This is a genomic window from Kiloniella sp. EL199 (assembly GCF_900313065.1).
GTDB lineage: Bacteria > Pseudomonadota > Alphaproteobacteria > Kiloniellales > Kiloniellaceae > Kiloniella.
Genome location: NZ_OMPU01000010.1, coordinates 425,797 through 445,502, shown reverse-complemented (window position 1 = coordinate 445,502; position 19,706 = coordinate 425,797). Strand labels below are relative to the sequence as shown.

The following is a 19,706-nucleotide window of genomic DNA, read 5'->3' as shown; positions in this document are numbered from 1 at the left end:
TTTTATGGCAATTGATATGCGTATATGTACAAATTAAGTCATTAACTCAAGAAGGGCAATCACCTTGTAGAGATACCTTGCACTGTTACCAAGCTACTGACAGGAGAGACAGATGACAAATGATCTTTCATCAGACAAAACTGAAGCAAATACCAAATCCCCGTCAATACGGGAAGATAACATCACGCACAATGGAAAACACATCACAGCAGACAGCAGAATAGAGCTTGTGAGCTTTGTTCTCTGTCCTTATGTACAAAGAGCCGTGATTATTTTGGACGAGAAAGAAATCCCACATATTCGGACATATATTGATTTATCAAACAAGCCGGAATGGTTCAAAAAAATCTCTCCGCTAGGTAAAGTTCCTCTGTTACAGACAGAGCAGGGCGTTTTGTTTGAATCTGCTGTCATTGGCGAATATCTGGACGAAATAACAACAGGCACACTCCACCCTGCAGACCCTTTTGAAAAAGCCCGTCACCGATCCTGGATAGAATTCGGCTCAACGATTCTGGCTGCAATCGCAGGACTTTACAGTGCACCAGACCACGAAACCTTTCAGCAAAAACACCATGTTATTGTTACTAAATTTGAACAGCTGGAAGCACAGTTAGGAGAGACGAGCTACTTTGCAGCAGATAATTTCCAATTTATTGACGCTGTATATGGCCCTATATTCCGTTATTTTGACACTCTAGAGCTTTTCATCTCTGACAATTTTTTCCAAAACACACCACGCGTAAAAAAGTATCGGACAAAACTGTCCAAACGTACTTCAGTCATTCAAGCTGTCACAGAAGATTATCAAAGTAGATTGATCAGCTTCCTCCTTAAAAAGGATTCCTACCTCTCTCAATTGATCAGCCAAAAACAACTTGAGGCATTATCAATCTCAACATAAGTGTTCAATACCTATGACAGTGCAAGCAATCAAACATTTAGGTAACATGGATGTTGGCTTCTTTGACGCTTCTTGTAATCACAGTTTTATAAAAATGCCGTTATCCGGTTTACTCCCCCAACACCTTCCTATAAGAACGACCTATCGGGAATAATGGTCCCGGGGCTGCCAACAAGGAATTTAATGATCGATGAAGAGCGATCAAAGAAGAAGGTTCCTTCTGCTGTTCATGGACCTTGGTAATTATTAGGGGAAGAACGTGGCCATTGCTGCGGATGTAAATTCTGATCAACAAGATCCTGGCGTCACCTCGACCATGGAATCTCAAAATAGCGTCTCTCAAAACAGCACGCAAAAGAACGATATGCCCAAGAATGGCATGGACGTCCTTATGGATCTCGTATCTGACGACTTGCAAGCTGTGAACGCTCTGATCATGAAACATATGCAATCCGATGTGGTTCTCATCCCGCAACTGGCGGGTCACTTGATTGCCGCCGGTGGCAAGAGGTTGCGCCCTTTATTAACCTTGGCTTCTTCAAGGTTGTGTGGCTATCAGGGTGAGCGTCATTATGGCCTGGCCGCCTGTATAGAGTTCATCCACACGGCAACACTTTTACACGACGATGTCGTTGATGAAAGTAACCTGCGCAGAGGACAGGATACAGCAAACGCCATTTTTGGTAACAAGCCTAGCGTTCTCGTTGGTGATTTTCTTTTCAGCAGAGCTTTCCAGCTCATGTCACGTGACAGTTCTCTCAAAGTGATTCGTATTCTGTCTGATGCCTCTGCCATAATTGCCGAAGGTGAAGTTCAACAGTTGATGACAACAAACGATTTGGAAACAGATCGCGAGGCCTATCTGGAAGTCATCAGTGGCAAAACCGCCGTTCTTTTTGCTGCATCGTGTCAGCTAGGTGCCGTGGTTGCTGAACGCCCGACAGCAGAAGAACAGGCTTTGGAAAATTATGGGCAATATCTTGGCATTGCTTTCCAACTCGTCGATGACATTCTTGATTATTCTGCCAAACAGGCTGCGTTGGGGAAAACTGTCGGGGATGATTTCCGCGAAGGAAAAATGACCCTCCCGATCATTCTTGCATACGAACGGGCAGATGATGAAGAAAAGGCTTTTTGGAAACGTGTCATTGAAAAACTTGAGCAAGATGACGATGATCTGGACACAGCTATTGCCTTACTGAATAAATACAATGCACTTGAAGATAGTATGGCAACAGCTCGGAACTATGTTCAAAAGGCTATCGCTGAGCTGGATATATTCCCGGATAGCCAGGAGAAGTCTGCCCTCATTGGCGCTGTAGAGTTTTCAGTCGCCCGAGAATTCTAAGAAACAAGTTTTGAGAGAGAATTTTCCCCCTCTCATACGATAAACATTGCTACCCCAGTAGATAACCACTCTTTGGTTACGCTTCTCTATTGCCATGCAAAACCATAGCCGATAATCTCCCTCTTCTTCTCAAAAAACTCGGAATCTTGCAAATTTATTCGCGGATCGACAATAGGTCGTTATTGGAAATGTTTTTAAAATTCACATAGGGATAGAATTTATGACGATTGAGTTTTTATTAACCTCTATTGTGATCATTTTAATTCCGGGCACAGGCGTTTTATACACCATTGCTACAGGCCTCGCCGCAGGGCGAACCGCCAGTATTGCGGCTGCTTTTGGCTGTACACTGGGTATTGTCCCCGCGCTTGCAGCCGCTGTTTTTGGACTCGCTGCCATTCTCCACACAAGCGCACTCTTATTCCAGGCTGTTAAATTTGCCGGCGTAGCCTATCTGCTTTATCTCGCATACCAAACATTCAAAGATAACGGTCCCGTTTCGCTGGAACAACAAGACAGATTACCTGTAAGTACGAAGAAAATTGTCTCCACCGGTGCTCTCATTAATGTATTGAACCCAAAGCTATCTATTTTCTTTCTTGCTTTTTTGCCCCAGTTTGTCGAAAGCAAATCAGCTACATGGATGCTAGATACTTTCATATTAGGCCTAACATTCATGGCTATGACTTTTATCGTCTTCATCGGCTATGGGATTTTCGCAGCTTTCATTGGGAACTTCGCCTTAAAAAGCGAACGTTTTATGCGTTGGTTTAGAAGAACAACAGCCGCAGCCTTTGCCGGATTTGGCTTCAGACTGGCCTTTAGCGACAATAATTAAACTCGCCCCATATCGCTTCTTGAAGAAAATAATATGAGTTCGAACTGAAAGGTTAACATCTGTTAACCCTCTATCAATCAGGATGATTTATGCTGCCGTTCATTGAGAGTTCGGCGAACTAAAGTTGAGCCAAGGGGAAAACCTAGTACGGTATGGCATGAATAAATTCAAGACCACAAAGGCAGTTAATCGCCTCAGCATTATACTAGCAATACTAGTACCCTTGGTATTCATCGGTATTGTCATGCTGAAGAACCAGAAAATCCCTGCTGGCTTTGAAATTATAAAATTCGGCGGCATTATGCTTGCCATTGCCATAGCCGTATGGATTGCCGTTCGCATTACGGCCTTACTTGCAACTATTCTGGGCGATTGGTTAGACAACATTCTTTCAAAGGCTTTGGGCAATAGAAAGAACACCAAAGAGGAAGATGCTTCCAATTCTCAAAACAGCAATATCATTGATGCAGAAATTGTTGATGAAGAAACATCCGACGGTGTTTGGAAAAACGGGGACATGGCAACCAAAGCCGAACCCAACTGGGCCAAAGCAACGATAGATCCGCATATTGCCCTGTCTTCAACGCAAGATGCGGGTCAGAAAGTCAAACAAAAGCGCGTTCTGGCTCCGCCGTCAAAAACCACGAAAACCATCATGGTTATTATTGCCTTCGCAGTTATTTTTGGGCTGATCAACAATCTCTTTGATGATGAATGGTTGACTCTGCTTGCCCCGATCCCCGGATTGTGGGCCATTATTAGTCTTTGGCGTATTTGGGACCCTAAAAATACAGACAATACAACACAAGATCAGTCAGATTAAGGGGAACTCTTACCGTCCTGATAACAAGAGACTTGGCCAAAATACATCATCCAAATATTCCATTGTAACAATAAGATCACCCTCAGATTAGAAAAACTAATCTTTGAATACAGTTTTATCGACTTGTCAGATATAACAATCCCGCTAAAGTCCCAAGAAGTCATAATCAAAGACAAAACAACTAAACTTTCTCAATAACAGGACCCCCCTATGTTTCTCGTTGAAATTGCGGCCCTTTCTGCCGCGACCTGCTGGGCTATTGGAAGCATTGTCTCGGTAATGCCTGTAGAGCGTCTAGGAACCATAGGATTTAATCGTATTCGTATGATCATCGTTTTTGCCATGCTTGGCAGTTACGTCACGATTTTTGGCGGCTGGGAAACAATCCAGAATGATCAAATCGCTGAAATAATGCTATCCGGCTTTATTGGTATCCTGCTTGGGGACACAGCTCTTTTTGCAACGATGAACCGACTGGGTCCCCGTCGGACAGCCATTCTGTTCTCCACCAATGCTCCCATGAGTACGCTTTTGGGCTGGATATTTCTGGGTGAAGCTTTGCCACCAATGGCATTGCTTGGAACCATTCTGGTAATTATTGGGGTTATTCTTGCTATTGTTTACGGCAAACGTCGTGACCAACTCCACAAATGGGAAGCTGTAAAAGGCCCGTTAATTGTTGGCGTTGGTATTGGACTGATTGCTGCTTTGGGACAGTCTGTTGGTGCACTGATAGCCAAACCTGTAATGGCTTCCGGGGCAGATCCCTTTGCTGTTTCGGCAATGCGTGTCGGTATCACGGCCCTTGGTTTGATTATTTTGTGCTCAGCACCCGTGCAGGTCTTTAAGCTAAAGACAAAGCTTAATACTCAAATAATCACTCATATTGTCGTCTCCGGTTTTCTCGGCATGTTCGTTGGTATGACACTGATCCTGTATGCGTTGGCAAAAGGCGATGTCGGTGTTGTTGCCACCCTGTCCGCAACGACACCCGTTATCATGCTCCCCTTGATGTGGTTTAGAACCAGAGAACGCCCGGCAATTGGCGCTTGGATCGGGGCAATGATTGTTGTTATCGGAACTGGCTTGATTTTTATGGGATAGCCGAATCCTCGATAAAGCAGACAAAAACAATCAAAATCACCGGAAAAGATATTTTTAATCTTTTCGTCATATCCTTGTATTCCTGACGTCATATGAACCGGGAAGACAAATGAATATAATGAAAAATACAGGATTCCGTATTGGGCACAGATTAATCGCATTGATTGTCTTTGCTTCATTGGGCCTACTCATCGTCGGCGGAGTTTCTCTTAACAGTTTGAGAAGTGACCTGTTCCAGCAAAAGCAAACCGAGCTGAAACATATTATTGAATCCGCCATAAGTTTGTCTGACAGGTATTACAAACGTACACAGGACGGTGAAATGTCCGAAGAAGAAGCACAAAAAGCTGCTCTTTCAGCTATCAATGGCATTCGATATGGCAATGGCGATTATCTTTGGGTCAACGACAGTAACTCGGTCATGATCATGCATCCGATCAAACCGGCACTGGACGGAAAAGATCTCAGCAAATTGGAAGATAAAAATGGAAAGCTGATCTTCCCAGCCTTTGTCAACGTTGTAAATACTTCTTCTACTGGTGGAGGTTATGTTGACTATCTATGGCCCAAGCCCGGATCGGAAGATCCTGTCGAGAAACTTTCATATGTTCAAAAGTACAAAAACTGGGGCTGGATTATCGGCACCGGTGTTTACATGGATGATTTTGATGCTGCTCTGTTAGAGCGCATACAGCTTCTTATCGGCATTATGCTGACTGTGTTGGTCATCACCATCATTATTTCCATAGCCGTGACCCGCAGCATTACCTCTCCCCTGAGTAAAATGACACAGGCAATGATGAACTTGGCCCATGGAAAAACCGATGCGGAAGTTCCACAACCCAAATTCAATGATGAGATAAAAGACATGGCCGCAGCAATGGAAGTCTTCCATGCAAATGCAGTTGAACGTGAACGCCTGCAGGGAGAACAGGAAGAGCAGCAACGTCGCGCCAATGAAGAAAAACAGGCGATGTTGGCTGAACTTGCCAGTAACTTTGAACAGTCTGTTGGAGCCCTGACACAACAGGTGGCAAACGGCGCCGTTCAATCCAGCACCGGTGCACAGGAAATGGCCGCCATTGCCGGGGAAACCAGCAGCGAAGCCAGCGCAATTGTTGAAGTCTGTCATGTGGCGTCCAAAAGCGTAAATGCCGTTACCAATGCGTCCCAACTGTTGACCAACTCAATCGAAGAAATTGATACACGAGTACATGAATCCTCTTCTGTTGCGACCGAAGCGGTTAGTCAAATCAAAAAGACAAACGAAGAGGTTGAAGGCCTTTCCGAAGCCGCCCGTAAAATTGGTGATGTCGTCGGTTTGATTTCAGATATTGCCGAACAGACCAACCTGTTGGCATTGAACGCCACCATCGAAGCAGCCCGTGCAGGTGAAGCAGGTAAAGGTTTTGCCGTTGTTGCTTCCGAGGTCAAATCTCTGGCAACACAGACAGCCAAAGCAACCGAGGAAATTTCCGAGCAAATCACATCAATGCAATCAGCAACAGGGACTGCTGTAGGTGCGATCAAAGGTATTCAAGATATTATTACACAAATCGATGAGATTTCTGGTACAATATCAGAAGCCGTGGAGCGTCAAAATCAGGCAACGCAAGATATTGCGCAGAATGTGCAGGAAGCGTCATACAGTACAGGCCAGGTTACAGATACTGTTGACCGTGTTCGCAGCACGGCCGAAAATGCAAATGCAGCGGCTCAGGCTGTTGAAAAGATGATAACCCAGATGACTGACAATGCAGACCAGTTAGGTAAAGAAGTGGAAGCCTTTTTAAGCAAGGTTAGGGTCGCTTGATCTCCACCCCCTGACTTTTGTTTGATGAACAGGCCCCGGTACATCCCCCCACCGGGGCCTGTTCTTTATCTGAAACCAACGAAACAACAGCATGCATTAACGCCCCATTGACCTGTTCGAAGACATATGAGCAACAAAATCTTGTCCCCCAAGTAACCCGACAAGATGAGGCACCATTAAAACAATAACAATCAAAGCCAGGAACTGAATCGCAGTCGGAGAAATCCAACGTATTGTACCGGGAATTCTTGGTCTTTTGGCCCACCAGCCGGCAAGAAGGATCACTCCGAGCCCTGAAAACATTATCGCGAGGGTTGTTGTTAAATCAGGTCCGGGCATCTTCTCATCTTGGGAGGGTACTTTTAAGGGAAAGCGTTTTTATAAGTCCTTTTCGATGTATTCTTCCCTATACTCTTTTACAAGGGCTAATAGCTCATAAGCTTAAAACAGAACATAAAAAATAAAGCGGCCTATAAACTAGACCGCTTTATTTTCTGTCATAATCTGTAACGAAATAATCAAGCAGAATATTGCTGAAGTTTGTTTATCAAATACTCAATTTCATTAGGGCTAAGTTCCTCATCTGGAACTTCGAATACGGTCAAAACCCGCTCGAGCAATCGACTTGCGAAGATTTCCCGATCATTGCCTTCCCCGTTATAATTCATTTCCCGGTAAACCTTAATTGCCTCTTTTACAAACGGGAAGTAAGCCATCAGCATTCCTGCTTTGTTATAAAGAGATTTCAGACCAAGTTGTCCTTCATCATGAATAAGCGCCTGAGCATTATTCAACTTAATACCAGCCAATTCAGCCATTGCTGTTTCAAAAAACATCATATCGCCTGAACACAAAGCTCTTAAAACCAGTGAAGGGGTTAATTTTCCACCTTTATGTAATTGTTTTACAAGCTTCACCAATTCGTCCTGACTGTTACCTTCTTTTAAGAGGGAAACAGTCGCTCGCTCACGAACTTGAAGGATAAGGTTAGACGCTTGATCATAATCGAGTTCATGCTTACTTACGATATAATGACGCAAACGATCTGATAACGAATTCATCAAACGCTCAGAGACCGAAGCTGGTAAAGAAGGTCTTCTGGAGAGAGAGCCTGCGACGATCTCACTCTCCTTATATTCTGTCATCACACGTCCATAACCTTGCTCGGTTATTGCTGCACCTTCATTTGCCACCAACTTGGCAACAGCATTTTCGTTACCAGTATCAATCACCGCATCAGATACAGCTTCAGATACATTAGGGCGAAGCGCAATTGCTTCCTGTTTCGCCGCGCCTTCTGATTTCAGAATGTTAATCAGGTCTTCATCCGAGAAAACATCAGAGAACTTCAGTACAGGCAAAGAGACAGATTCAACATCTGCAGCCATGGCCAAAGCGACATCTTTTGGAAGATCCTCGGCAACCTTCAGCGAATTTGCCAAGGCTTCCCTGACAACGATCTCGGCATCTTTGACCAAAGCGCGAAAAATATCTTCCGCGACTGCTTTCTCTTCGTCAGTAAACTCTTTAGCTTCAAAATGAGAAGCAACTTTGATTGTGGTCTCGGCCCTCACCTCTGGTGAAGAATCTGCCAATAATTTCGCTACATCTTGCTGCGTAAGACTCATGGTTCTCCAGCTTCTTCCAAACCCGTTGATCACACATCCGGCATGGATTAGTGACATTTCCACGAAACATTATGAGTATAGCCAGTTAATTCATGCTTAATAAAAAAATAAAATACATCAGATTCTTTAATTATATCCCATGAGAGACAAAATCCAATATCGAGCACAGCACAAAACAAAAAAGGATACTTGATCACAAGACCAAACATCCTTTTAACAGGTCTTTCAAAACCTAGATATTCTGAATATCCTCATCATTTTTTGCCCATTCTTCTTTTTCTGAGTCAGAAGCTTTGGGTGAAAACAGTCCGGTTGTTGCATAAATCACACCTAAAAGCGGTGAAATCCAGCAAGCAAAAGCAAGGGGGATATACAGTAAATTTTCAAAACTGCCATCTCCGATACCAAGAGCCAAAGCGCTAATAACAAAGGCCCCACCTGCATTCCATGGAATTAATGGAGAAATCAGTGTCCCACCTTCTTCAATGGCGCGAGACAAATTTAATGTAGAATATCCCATCCCTCGATAAACAGGAGCATACATGCGGCCCGGCAATGCAATTGATAAATAAGGGTCACCAGCAACCAGATTGGTTGCAATTGATGTGCAAGTAGCAGAAGTCTGAATACCTGCAAAAGTTCTAACCTGTTGCAGAATCTTCATAATAATCGTCTGCAAACAGCCAGTGCGCTCAAGTGCGCCGCCAAACCCCAGCGCCAGAAGAACCAAAGAAATAGTCCACATCATTGATTGAATACCGCCACGATTCAACAAACTGTCGATCTCGGACACCCCAGTATCAATTTTATAGCCGGAGTTTGCATAAGAGAAGACATCATGTAATCCCTGGTCTTGTACGAATATAGCCATAAAACCACCGGCAACAACACCAGCAAACAAAGAAGGAATTGGGGGCTGTTTCGCAACTGCCAAAACAATAACAAGCACAGCAGGTAGTAACAGAACAGGAGAAATAACGAAGCTATCTTGCAAAGCTGTCGTGATCATTTCGATCCGATCAAACGATGCACCATCCCCATCAATCAGCGTAAAACCTACGAAAGTATAGATAACCAATGCAATGAGCATCGCTGGCACAGTTGTTGGCATCATGTTACGGATATGGTCAAACAACTTGGTACCCGTAACAGCCGGAGCCAAATTTGTTGTATCAGACAAGGGTGAAATCTTATCGCCAAAAAAGGCGCCGGAAACAACAGCACCCGCCGTCCAGTAGACAGGAATATCAAAACCTGCCCCAATCCCCATCAAAGCAAGTCCTACTGTTCCAACAGTCCCCCATGATGTACCAAGAGATACAGAAACGATTGAACACAAAATCATACCAGCTGCCAGGAAAATCTCTGGAGACAACAGAACAAGCCCATAATAAATCAGCGTAGGTACTGTGCCACTGGCAATCCATACACCAATAATCATCCCTACTGTAACCAGAATGGAAACAGATGGTAACGACACATTAATTACATGAAAAATACCTTTTTCAGTACTTGACCACTTATGCCCTAGAGTAAGGCCAATTGTTGCCGTAATAGCAATGCCAATCGCCAATGGAATATGTGGCGTAAAATCCTCAAAATAAAACAACTGAACACCGAGGACAGCCAGTGTCATTAAAACCGGGAGCAAAGCAACAAATAACGAAGGTTGCTTTGTTTCATCAAGAACGGCCCCGTGAGAGTAATTATCCAGATTAGACATCTTATTTTTCCTATATCGACCATCATCAATATGGAAAAGCAGTTGCCCCTCTCTGATGGTGGTCATTTTTTGATGACCCAACTTACTGGCAAGGCTCTCTTTGACATAGAAGGATTACGACGACACAAATGTATATGAGCGTCTGTTTACTAGTGTGAAAGCGCCTCTTAATCGATCAGATCTAATCGTTAGAAGCGTAGTTTCACAGTTATGTGGCTGGTATACGCAGAAAGACAAAACCCCTGACCAAAGAGTATCAGGAGCTTCATGACACAAAACTGATATAAACTTCTAAAAAACAGACGGTAATGCCCCTTTCCAATCTGGTAACCCATAAGCTTTCATAATCTCCGGGACACGCCCAGCTTGCACCAGAGCTTTCATTTTCTGGTCAAAATATTCCATTGCCTCCAGAACAAAAGCCCTTTTATTCAAATCTGGCGTAAAAGCCATATAGACGTTTGCTTTGGACACACAGCCTGCAGATACAATTTTATCGGCATAACCCTCTTTCTTAAGCGCGTAAACCGTTGAATTATAAGTAAAAAGAAAACTGTTCAATCGCCTGCCATCAACCATGCGAAAGCTCAGTGGGAGATAACGGGGACCATAAGTCAGAAAGTGAAATCCTTCTTTGTTTTCTGCGATATAATCATTGAGTTCTTCAATAGACGTGTCGTGGGCGATACCAATCATCTGTCCTTTTAAAGATGCTTCTCCCTGGTAAGTCCACGCTGATCCGCGCGACGCAAAGAAGCACATTTTCTGAGCTCCGACCTCTTCCTTTGGATACAAGAGATCCGGCGCTTCAGCACGAGCAGGCGATAACAGGGCATGCACTTCACCCATTCGTGTCATATATATTGATCGAGACCAGGGATAGGTCACAATTTCCAGTTCATAAGGACTTTCGGCAAAAATCTCTTTCACAGTATCCATAATATACCCTTCCTGCTTCGCCTTTGGGCATAACTGAGGACACCAGTCAATAGAGGCAACAAGCAGTTTTCTCTTTTGAATTTCAACCAGACTTTGAGCTTTGGCAGAAGAAATTGCCAAAAGAAGAGCAATGGCCAGAGGCAAGGTAATGAAAAGAGAAAACAATATGCACTTGAAAATCCATTTAGCCGACATCAGCAAACACCTCAACAAGGAGATAAGGACATTTCGGCACTAAATCACTACCGACTTAAGCCAGTAGATTTCAGATAAGATCAACTTAAAGCCGGCTTCGTGAATAATGAGTGCGTGCCGCACGTATCATATTTTCTTGCCGTATGAATTACGACGATTTCAACCAACTGTAGGAGAATAAAAAAACAAAAACCACATCCCCGTCATTATGAAATAATAACAGATAAAAACAATTTTAGGAAATTACTTCAAAAGGCTCCCCAAGTACTTATGGCAATCTACTCAGTCATAAAAACATCGTAACGGGTCGACTTTCCCATCAGTTGGTGAGATGGTTTTCTAATATTGGGTAAAGGGTCGCCCTTGGCAGGCCACTTCAAAACGACACGTTTTTTTGCCACTTTTAATGCCACCTTCACCAACTCTTCGGCGTCAGGGTCTGACCCAACGTAGCTTCGAAGAATTCTCATCTCTTTTTTCACCAATGCCTTGGTCTTCCGTGGCGGATGCATCGGATCCACCACAATAACATCTGCTGACAAATCAGGGATAAGCTCTTTGGCATCACCGAAGAGAAGTTTCATTCTAGCAACTATCGCCGCAATTTGTGGATCGGCTACGCGTGCTCTTTCCAACCCTTCTTCCAACATTGCATGTACATCAGGAGACCGTTCGATCAAGACAACTTCGGCCCCCAGGGATGCCAGAAGAAACGCATCCCGACCAAACCCTGCTGTTGCGTCTATAACCGTCGGCGTCCGCCCCTTGGTAAAGCCCGCAGCTTTTGGCAGAGCTTGCCCTCTGCCCCCCCCAAATTTTAATCGATGACCAACCGCACCACCTGCAAAGTCACAAAACAAATGACCTTCTGCAAGCTCATCACTATTTGCTTCCGATAAGGGGTCTTTAACGCGCCGTTTCATTCGTGGCCTTCTCGAATTAGCTCAGTATCGAAGCTTATCAAAGATACCTCTCTAAACGATCACCTCAAAAGGGTAAAGCCATAACAAAAGGTCACATCATCATCAAAGACATGAGGTTACAATAACTACGTGTTCTCAATTCCAGACAAATAACATGCCTAGAAAATCACCTTAAAATGAGGAAAACCACCTTGAAATGAGACTTATTTTATCGCCCCCTTGGCAATGGCTTCAAAAATATCATCTAGTTCTTTTGCCATAACATTCAGATCAGCAGAATCATAAGGCGCAAAAACCGCAGTTGGTTTCCGGTATGCCAAAACAGAAGTACCGTCACTGCTTTCAGTCAAATAAAACCGTATCGGCGCTTCAATGCCAGCTGGAACGGATGCAGCCAGCATACGCCGGGCAAAATCATTACGATAAACACCGACAACCATGTTCCCCGGTATCGTGATCCCCGCCTTAGCCGCACCACCAGAAGCACTCGCACGTGTAACAAGCCCCATTTTGTTTGTTTTGATAGAAGATTTCAGGTCATCGACAAGTGTTTTAAAGGATTTCTCTGTTTTCATAACAACCATCCCTTCATAGGGATATCCCTGATCCGCCTGTGCCCCTGACATGAATAAAGACGGCGACACAACACTCCCGAACAGAACCATTGTTAACAGAGGTAATGATTTCAAAATAAATCCTATTAAACCGTAACGACGCCTGATCATGTGACTTCTCCTGCCCTGAAAAATCGTATAGTTGGAAAACAACAAACTGAAAAATTTGAATACTTCACATAGGAAGCAACACTTGCCACCACAAGATTTTTGCTTCCCGAAATATCTATTGGATAGCACCATAAGCTTTATGCCATGGCAACAGACCTCACCACTTCGTGATAGCTTCTCTCATCGTATCTGATAGGATATCTATATTGCTGCTTTGTTCTGCGAAATTGGCTGTTTCTCTATATTTCTCTTTCAAAGTCTTGTGGCCGAATCATTGCAAGTCGAGCGCAAGTTCTGCATAAACATCAGTGTCATTTATAGGGCAGAAACTAAAGCCTTCCACCCAAGTCTAAATAATACCAGCGAATAAGGGATCATAGAGACCATGAACATCAATCTGAAAGATCACATCCGGGAAGTTCCAGACTATCCCAAACCCGGTATTCTTTTCTATGATATCTCTACCCTTCTGGCACATGCAGAAGCCTGGCATGAAACCATTGAACAATTGGCCACTGTTATTGAACAAGAAAAGCCCGATGTTCTCGCCGGTATTGAATCCCGTGGTTTTCTTTTGGCTGCACCGCTGGCAATGCGTTTGGGTATGGGCTTTATGATGATCCGTAAAAAAGGCAAATTACCGGGAAAAACCATTCCCTATACTTATGATCTGGAATACGGCACCGACACCATCGAAATTCAGGAAGATGCAATCAAACCCGGCCAGCGCATCGTCATGCTTGATGATCTCTTGGCAACAGGGGGAACTATGGAAGCCGCTGTCGCACTTATGAAACAGGCTGGTGCCGATGTCAGAAGAATTGCCTGTATTATTGAACTGAACTTCCTGAAAGGCCGGGACAAACTTGGTGGACTGCCCGTCACGTCACTCATTCAATACGACGATTAAAGATTATCTGGTCACCAGAACTCTAGGCTTTTAGATTTTTTCCAATGGCCTATGTGGTAGCGGGGGCAGTTCAATAATAATTCTGTCCCCGGCTTGCACGATACCGCCTTCGAGAACCATTGCCATTACCCCGGCTTTGCGTACAAGATTATTGTGTTCATCACGCCCTAATACAGCCTGCGTCAAACCTTGTTGATATTCATCCAACTGTTTGCAGGGGTTTCTTAAGCCCGTAATCCAAATCACGGCCTCTGCCCCCAAACGTAGAATCGTTCCGACTGGTAATTTGAGCAGGTCAACACCCTGTGTCGTGATGTTCTCCCCCATAATACCCGGACCTACCTTGAAGCCAGCTGCAAGCAATTCTGCATGAAGTTCTGAATGAATCAAATGTACCTGCCGTAAGTTTGGCGTGCTTGGCCCCTTGGCGACACGAGAACGATGTTTGACTGTCACTCCACAATGAGCATCGCCTTTTATCCCTTGCCCTGTTATCAATTCCAAAGCATCAACAGTTGGTTTGGAGAAGCTATGCTCTGGGCACAAACTTGTTGCGATAACCATTGGGTTACGAAAGGACATGATTATTCTCTTTCATTCAGGCGATATCAAATTACCACATCCAGCTTTAGTTGATCAAAAAGGAGAAAGGCTTTGCTGTTCATCTTCCATGGAACAAAAGCTTTCCGCAAAGGCCAAAAGCTCCAGATCGGATCCATGAGGTCCGATTAAAGAGAGACCAAGCGGGCATCCGTCAACAGTTGCCAGTGGCATGGTAATCTGGGGGTTTCCTGCTAAACCAGACGCAGAAGTCAGAGACAGGATTTTCGATCTGTGTGCGTTCAAAACATCAGGGTCTTCATTAATTCTTGGGGCAATGCCCGGGGCAGAGGGTAAACACACAACGCTCTTACTTGGGATCAGGGCTTTCATCCGTGCTTTGAACAGAGATCTTTTTTCAAGAGCCTCACTTACCTGTTCATCGGTGATTGTTTTTCGCCAATCCATGCGCTGTTGAATTTCCGGCCCCATTTTTGGTTTTACACGGTCAAACCATGCGCCATGAGTTTCAATAACTTCACGCCCTTGAGCAACCTGGAAAAGAGTTGCCAACCCCTGTAGCCCTTGTGAAAGCGACTCATCGAAACCAATTACGTGCAGATTATCAGGGTTCAGAGAAACATATTCTGCCTTTCCCAAACGCTGCTCCAAACGGTCCAGATGTGGTTTTAGCGCAGCCCGCGATTTTTCATCCAGCACATCAAAGGCATCCACTGCCACCAAAAGCTTTTCTGGCATTGCCCCTTGATCCGCTTTGGCTTCCATCAGGACTTCACCAACCAGATTAAGTAACCAGGCATCGCGAGTGAACCAGCCAACGGTGTCAAAGCTGTCTGCAAGGGGAAGAACACCTTCTTTCGTTATTCGGTCATGGGTAGGTCGCAGACCAAATAAACCACAATAGCTACCCGGTATACGGATAGATCCCCCCGTATCGGACCCCAAAGCAAAATCAACCAATCCGCCAGCCACAGCAGAGGCTGAACCACTGGATGAACCACCGGGAATGCGACCGGGAGCTTCGGGATTTGCCGGTGTACCGTAATGATAATTCTGCCCATCGAGACTGCTGGCAAATTCGTCAGTGATCGTCTTGCCAATGACCATAGCCCCAGCATCCAGCAGCTTTTGTACAACAGCAGCATGCTTTTTCGAAGGGCGGCGGCGGCTCTGCCAGTCAGGGTTGCCATAGCCCGTCACATAACCTTTGAGGTCATAGATATCCTTGACTGCAAAGCCAAAGCCTTTCAAAGGTCCTTTCTCGGTCCCTTCAAAAGTCATATTACCACCGGGAACAAAAGCACCAAGGCTATCAAACATTCCAACCGTTCCTTTTTCACTCATCTCTGCTTAAATGAGGTACCTTTGAAAGATCAATACTGCAAGCACACAATAATAAAAGCGAAGCCGCACATAACGATGCGACTTCGTCCAGATACTCTTTATTTTCAATATTACTTTTCGAAGTGAATAACAGTTCGAATGCTTTCTCCTCTATGCATCAACTCAAATGCTTCATTGATGTCATCAATTCCCATCGTATGCGTAATAAAGTTATTTAACTCAAACTCACCTTGCAGATAACGCTCAACATAATCTGGTAATTCAGAGCGTCCTTTAACGCCACCAAAAGCAGAACCACGCCAAACACGACCTGTCACAAGCTGAAAAGGCCGAGTAGATATTTCCTGTCCAGCACCCGCAACGCCGATGACAATAGATTCTCCCCATCCTTTATGGCAACATTCCAGTGCAGAGCGCATCACGTCAACATTACCAATGCATTCAAATGAGTAATCAACACCACCCTCTGTCAACTCAACAATCACATCTTGAATTGGCTTGTCGTAATCTTTGGGGTTGATGAAATCTGTCGCACCAAGCTTACGAGCCAAGTCAAACTTACTTTCATTAATGTCAATTACAATAATTCGACTTGCTTTAGCCATTGTTGCACCGATAACAGCAGAAAGACCGATCCCCCCCATCCCGAAAATTGCGACAGTTGAATCCTTTTCAACCTTTGCTGTATTCATGACCGCGCCCATACCGGTTGTAACACCACATCCAAGCAAACAGATTTCTTCCAATGGAGCAGCCGGATTTACCTTTGCCAGCGATATTTCAGGCAGCACTGTGTATTCAGAAAATGTCGAACACCCCATATAATGGAAAAGAGGTTTGCCATCTTTATAAAAACGAGTGGTCCCGTCAGGCATCAATCCCTTACCTTGCGTATCCCGGATTTTCTGACACAGGTTTGTTTTACCGGATGTGCAGAATTTACACTCACCACATTCTGGTGTGTACAGCGGAATCACGTGATCCCCAACAGCAAGGCCAGTTACTCCCTCACCAACGGATTCAACAATTCCGCCCCCTTCATGCCCCAAAACGACAGGGAAAATGCCTTCGGGATCATCGCCTGATAAAGTAAAGGCATCAGTATGACAGACACCAGTTGCAATAATACGTATCCGGACCTCACCCTTCTTAGGAGGTAAAACATCAATTTCTTCGATTGATAAAGGTTGCTTTGATCCCCAGGCTATAGCAGCTCGGGATTTAAGGATTTCAGTCATATGTAAGTTTCTCCATCATAATAAAACTTCCGACATTTAGTCGTCCGTTGTTAGCTATGACTTAAACTATTTCACATACGATACAATTACCGTTATTTGCAAAACATTATTACCATATAGTAATAGTTAGAATATACCAATAATGATCTGGCAAAGGAGAAAAAATTGCATAATTGGGAAGGCGTTACAGAGTTTGTAGCCGTCGCAGAACGCAAGAGCTTTACAGATGCATCTAGGCATTTGGGAATATCAACAGCCCAAGTAAGTCGCCAAATTAACGTATTGGAAGGCCGACTAAACGTTAAATTATTTTATCGTACAACCAGAAAGGTAAGCATAACAGAAACGGGCCAAATTTATTATAATCACTGTAGGCAGATACTTGATAGCTTGGAAGAAGCAGAACGGGTCGTAACCGATCTAAATCAATCACCACAAGGAAGATTGAACCTGACTGCCCCAGTGACCTATGGAGAAAATGTTATCGCCCCTCTCATAAATGATTTCTCAAAACAGTATCCTGATCTGAGAATTAGTTTAGCACTTACAAATCACAAGCTAGATCTTGTTGCCGAAAGTTACGATCTGGCAATCCGCCTAGGTCAACTTGAAGACAGTACAATGATTGCAAAGCGGCTTTCATCAAGAACAAATTACATTTGTGCATCACCAGAATACTTAAAAGAAAACTCCAAACCACGAAATCTGACAGAGTTAGATCAACATAATTGCTTGAGAGGAACTCTGGACACATGGCGTTTTGAAGAGAATGGAAAAACACGACAAATTCGCGTAAAGGGAAACTTGCAATGCAATAGCGGTTGGTCACTTGTGGATGCTGCACTCAAAGGCATCGGCCTTATCCAATTGCCTGATTATTATGTCCAATTGTACATAGAAACAGGTAAATTAGTCCCTATATTGGATCATTTTCGCTCTTCAGACGAAGGCATCTGGGCAATTTATCCACATAACCGTCAGCTCTCTTCCAAAGTACGTCTACTCATTGAGCACTTGAAAGAAGGTTTAGCAAAAAGAGCCCCTATAAAATAGGCAAAAATTTATATCTGTTTGGAATCTTCGTTTTCCTCAGGTGCCGGGGTTTCGTCCAGATCTTCCCAGTCATCTTTTTGTTTGCGGCGGATAATAATATCACCGTTTTCAGTAATAACAGGCATTTCGTATTGCGGGATGGAATCAATGACAAGACTGAGAGACTTCATCATAAGCTCCAGGCTTTCACGCGCGAGTTCGCCCGGATTTTCTTCTTCCTGTGCCCAGCTGTGTTGAGGCAATGCAAATGAAAGAACAAGACCGCTTAAAACGGCAAAACACAGAGAAAACTTCTTAAGTTTCAACTTAAAGTCAGCGTTCAACTTTTGAATACTCTTTGTCACAAGACCGTCCTCTTATCTTTGATCAAGACCTGCACAACAAAGCGAGAATAAACTCACAGACCTTTATATCACCTATATAAACATATAATTCTGGCGAAAGTCTGGCAGTATTGGGATTTTTACGTACTGCTAACAAGCCACGTGTTCACGATAGCTATATTAAGCTGGCTCTCAGGCATACAAGCACAAACAAAAAGGGCACCAAAGGCACCCTTTGCATTACATGTAAAAATACGACTTAAGCTTGTTTGCTACCCGCTTCGCCTGGCTTGACTGCCTCACTTTCACTGCTTTCCTGCTCGTTACCTGAATTACTGCTGTTACGGCTGCTCTTGGTAATGTAAGCACGAGCACAATGTTCAGCGCAATATGGTTTCCCCGGAACCGCCGGTGCACCACAGAAATGGAAATCCGCATCCCCGGGATCACCATGAGGCCAAAGACACTTTGGCCCTCTGCGCTTTTCCATTGCACCACTGAAAAGTTTGCGATCAGCTGCATCCATGCTGGCTTTACGACGTGCTTTTGCAGGCAGTGAAGCAGCTTTAATTTCCTCAGGCGTCGGTTGAGCTGCAGGCGTCACAGGCCTCGGTGTAGCAACACGAGCAGCCGGTGCCACTGGCGCTTTTGGTTTCGGCGGAACATGTGCAGCAACTGGCTTCGCTGCGACAGGCGCAGCAGCAGGTTTGGCTGCTGGTTTTGGTGCCGCAGGTGCTGCTGGCTTAGCAGCTTTAGGAGCTGCTTTTTTAGCCGGAGCATCTTTTTTCGTACCGTCACTTTTCGCACTTCGTTTAATAGGTGAAGGTCTCGCCGCCAGTTTCATCCGGTGCGCTTTACCAACCACAGCGTTTTTAGAAACGCCCAGCATTTTTCCTATTTGTGAAGCACTATGGCCTTCTGCCCATAGTTTTTTCAGAAGCTCAATACGCTCTTCCGTCCAGTTCATCTAGACTGCCTTAAAGTGTAAATTAAAATCAAATATGAAGCGAAAACCAAAACACCTATCAAGATACCCAGCTACCGCGAATGACGGGCTACCTTATAGATTTAGGTAACTCGAGTCGAGTCTCTGATTTGAAATATCTTTCGATACATCACCAATAACACCAAAAATCTGGCAAAAGTTCCCAAACTTCCCACATTTTTTGACGATGAGATATCTTCCCGCTTCAAACGCTGTGAGGAGCTAAACATCTAAGCCACTCTTGTCAATAAAAGAGTTGGATCCTTTAACTGTTCAGCGATACAGGCCAGACCAGAAGTACTCTCTCATTATGAAAAAAGCAAATTTCC

At 44.3% G+C, this 19,706-nt stretch carries 19 protein-coding genes; 8 read left to right on the top strand and 11 right to left on the bottom strand.

Annotated elements, in window-relative coordinates:
* Positions 1-112 precede the first annotated feature (112 nt).
* From D9A03_RS10515 to D9A03_RS10490, 6 genes are all read left to right on the top strand, one after another.
* Positions 113-904 (top strand): glutathione S-transferase family protein, encoded by a 792-nt coding sequence (locus tag D9A03_RS10515; RefSeq protein WP_120497136.1) that lies wholly within the window; start codon positions 113-115, stop codon positions 902-904.
* 364 nt (positions 905-1,268) lie between these two features.
* On the top strand, positions 1,269-2,252 hold the full coding sequence (locus tag D9A03_RS10510) for a polyprenyl synthetase family protein (RefSeq protein ID WP_254055044.1): 984 nt from the start codon (positions 1,269-1,271) through the stop codon (positions 2,250-2,252).
* 220 nt (positions 2,253-2,472) lie between these two features.
* The gene (locus tag D9A03_RS10505; protein WP_120497135.1) at positions 2,473-3,090 is read left to right on the top strand and encodes a LysE family translocator; all 618 of its coding nucleotides are present in this window, start codon (positions 2,473-2,475) and stop codon (positions 3,088-3,090) included.
* 157 nt (positions 3,091-3,247) lie between these two features.
* Positions 3,248-3,913: a hypothetical protein gene (locus D9A03_RS10500; protein ID WP_120497134.1), complete on the top strand. Its 666-nt coding sequence runs from the start codon at positions 3,248-3,250 to the stop codon at positions 3,911-3,913.
* A gap of 210 nt (positions 3,914-4,123) precedes the next feature.
* Entirely contained in the window at positions 4,124-5,017 is an 894-nt protein-coding gene (locus D9A03_RS10495) for a DMT family transporter (RefSeq protein ID WP_120497133.1), read from the top strand.
* A 118-nt stretch (positions 5,018-5,135) separates the two neighbouring features.
* Complete coding sequence (locus D9A03_RS10490; RefSeq protein ID WP_216825444.1) at positions 5,136-6,830, top strand: methyl-accepting chemotaxis protein; 1,695 nt, start codon at positions 5,136-5,138, stop codon at positions 6,828-6,830.
* A 96-nt stretch (positions 6,831-6,926) separates the two neighbouring features.
* Here D9A03_RS10490 and D9A03_RS10485 read toward each other — a convergent pair whose 3' ends face one another.
* The 6 genes from D9A03_RS10485 to D9A03_RS10460 form a co-directional block, all read right to left on the bottom strand.
* Complete coding sequence (locus D9A03_RS10485; protein WP_120497131.1) at positions 6,927-7,169, bottom strand: hypothetical protein; 243 nt, start codon at positions 7,167-7,169, stop codon at positions 6,927-6,929.
* 179 nt (positions 7,170-7,348) lie between these two features.
* Positions 7,349-8,458, bottom strand: a complete 1,110-nt coding sequence (locus tag D9A03_RS10480) for a DUF2336 domain-containing protein (protein ID WP_162938081.1) — start codon at positions 8,456-8,458, stop codon at positions 7,349-7,351.
* Positions 8,459-8,690: 232 nt separating this feature from the next.
* Positions 8,691-10,247: a Na+/H+ antiporter NhaC gene (gene nhaC, locus D9A03_RS10475; protein WP_216825443.1), complete on the bottom strand. Its 1,557-nt coding sequence runs from the start codon at positions 10,245-10,247 to the stop codon at positions 8,691-8,693.
* A gap of 225 nt (positions 10,248-10,472) precedes the next feature.
* On the bottom strand, positions 10,473-11,315 hold the full coding sequence (locus D9A03_RS10470; protein ID WP_120497128.1) for an ABC transporter substrate-binding protein: 843 nt from the start codon (positions 11,313-11,315) through the stop codon (positions 10,473-10,475).
* A gap of 278 nt (positions 11,316-11,593) precedes the next feature.
* The gene (locus tag D9A03_RS10465) at positions 11,594-12,238 is read right to left on the bottom strand and encodes a class I SAM-dependent methyltransferase (RefSeq protein ID WP_120497127.1); all 645 of its coding nucleotides are present in this window, start codon (positions 12,236-12,238) and stop codon (positions 11,594-11,596) included.
* A 203-nt stretch (positions 12,239-12,441) separates the two neighbouring features.
* Positions 12,442-12,963: a DUF302 domain-containing protein gene (locus D9A03_RS10460; protein ID WP_216825442.1), complete on the bottom strand. Its 522-nt coding sequence runs from the start codon at positions 12,961-12,963 to the stop codon at positions 12,442-12,444.
* Between the two features lie 391 nt (positions 12,964-13,354).
* Between D9A03_RS10460 and D9A03_RS10455 the strand changes: the two genes are divergently transcribed.
* Positions 13,355-13,873, top strand: coding sequence for an adenine phosphoribosyltransferase (locus D9A03_RS10455; protein WP_120497671.1), 519 nt, complete (start codon positions 13,355-13,357; stop codon positions 13,871-13,873).
* Between the two features lie 30 nt (positions 13,874-13,903).
* Here the strand turns inward: D9A03_RS10455 and D9A03_RS10450 are convergent, their stop codons facing one another.
* The 3 genes from D9A03_RS10450 to D9A03_RS10440 form a co-directional block, all read right to left on the bottom strand.
* Positions 13,904-14,455, bottom strand: a complete 552-nt coding sequence (locus D9A03_RS10450; RefSeq protein ID WP_254055023.1) for an MOSC domain-containing protein — start codon at positions 14,453-14,455, stop codon at positions 13,904-13,906.
* Positions 14,456-14,509: 54 nt separating this feature from the next.
* Positions 14,510-15,754, bottom strand: coding sequence for an amidase (locus tag D9A03_RS10445; RefSeq protein ID WP_162938080.1), 1,245 nt, complete (start codon positions 15,752-15,754; stop codon positions 14,510-14,512).
* A gap of 134 nt (positions 15,755-15,888) precedes the next feature.
* The gene (locus D9A03_RS10440; protein WP_371682961.1) at positions 15,889-17,007 is read right to left on the bottom strand and encodes an S-(hydroxymethyl)glutathione dehydrogenase/class III alcohol dehydrogenase; all 1,119 of its coding nucleotides are present in this window, start codon (positions 17,005-17,007) and stop codon (positions 15,889-15,891) included.
* Between the two features lie 174 nt (positions 17,008-17,181).
* Here D9A03_RS10440 and D9A03_RS10435 point away from each other — a divergent pair, with 174 nt between their 5' ends.
* Entirely contained in the window at positions 17,182-18,069 is an 888-nt protein-coding gene (locus D9A03_RS10435; RefSeq protein ID WP_120497124.1) for a LysR substrate-binding domain-containing protein, read from the top strand.
* 8 nt (positions 18,070-18,077) lie between these two features.
* On the opposite strand, the gene D9A03_RS10430 is transcribed toward D9A03_RS10435, so the two are convergent.
* Together D9A03_RS10430 and D9A03_RS10425 are read right to left on the bottom strand one after the other, a co-directional pair.
* Positions 18,078-18,413: a hypothetical protein gene (locus D9A03_RS10430; RefSeq protein ID WP_120497123.1), complete on the bottom strand. Its 336-nt coding sequence runs from the start codon at positions 18,411-18,413 to the stop codon at positions 18,078-18,080.
* Between the two features lie 238 nt (positions 18,414-18,651).
* Positions 18,652-19,359, bottom strand: coding sequence for a GcrA family cell cycle regulator (locus D9A03_RS10425; protein WP_120497122.1), 708 nt, complete (start codon positions 19,357-19,359; stop codon positions 18,652-18,654).
* Positions 19,360-19,706 lie beyond the last annotated feature (347 nt).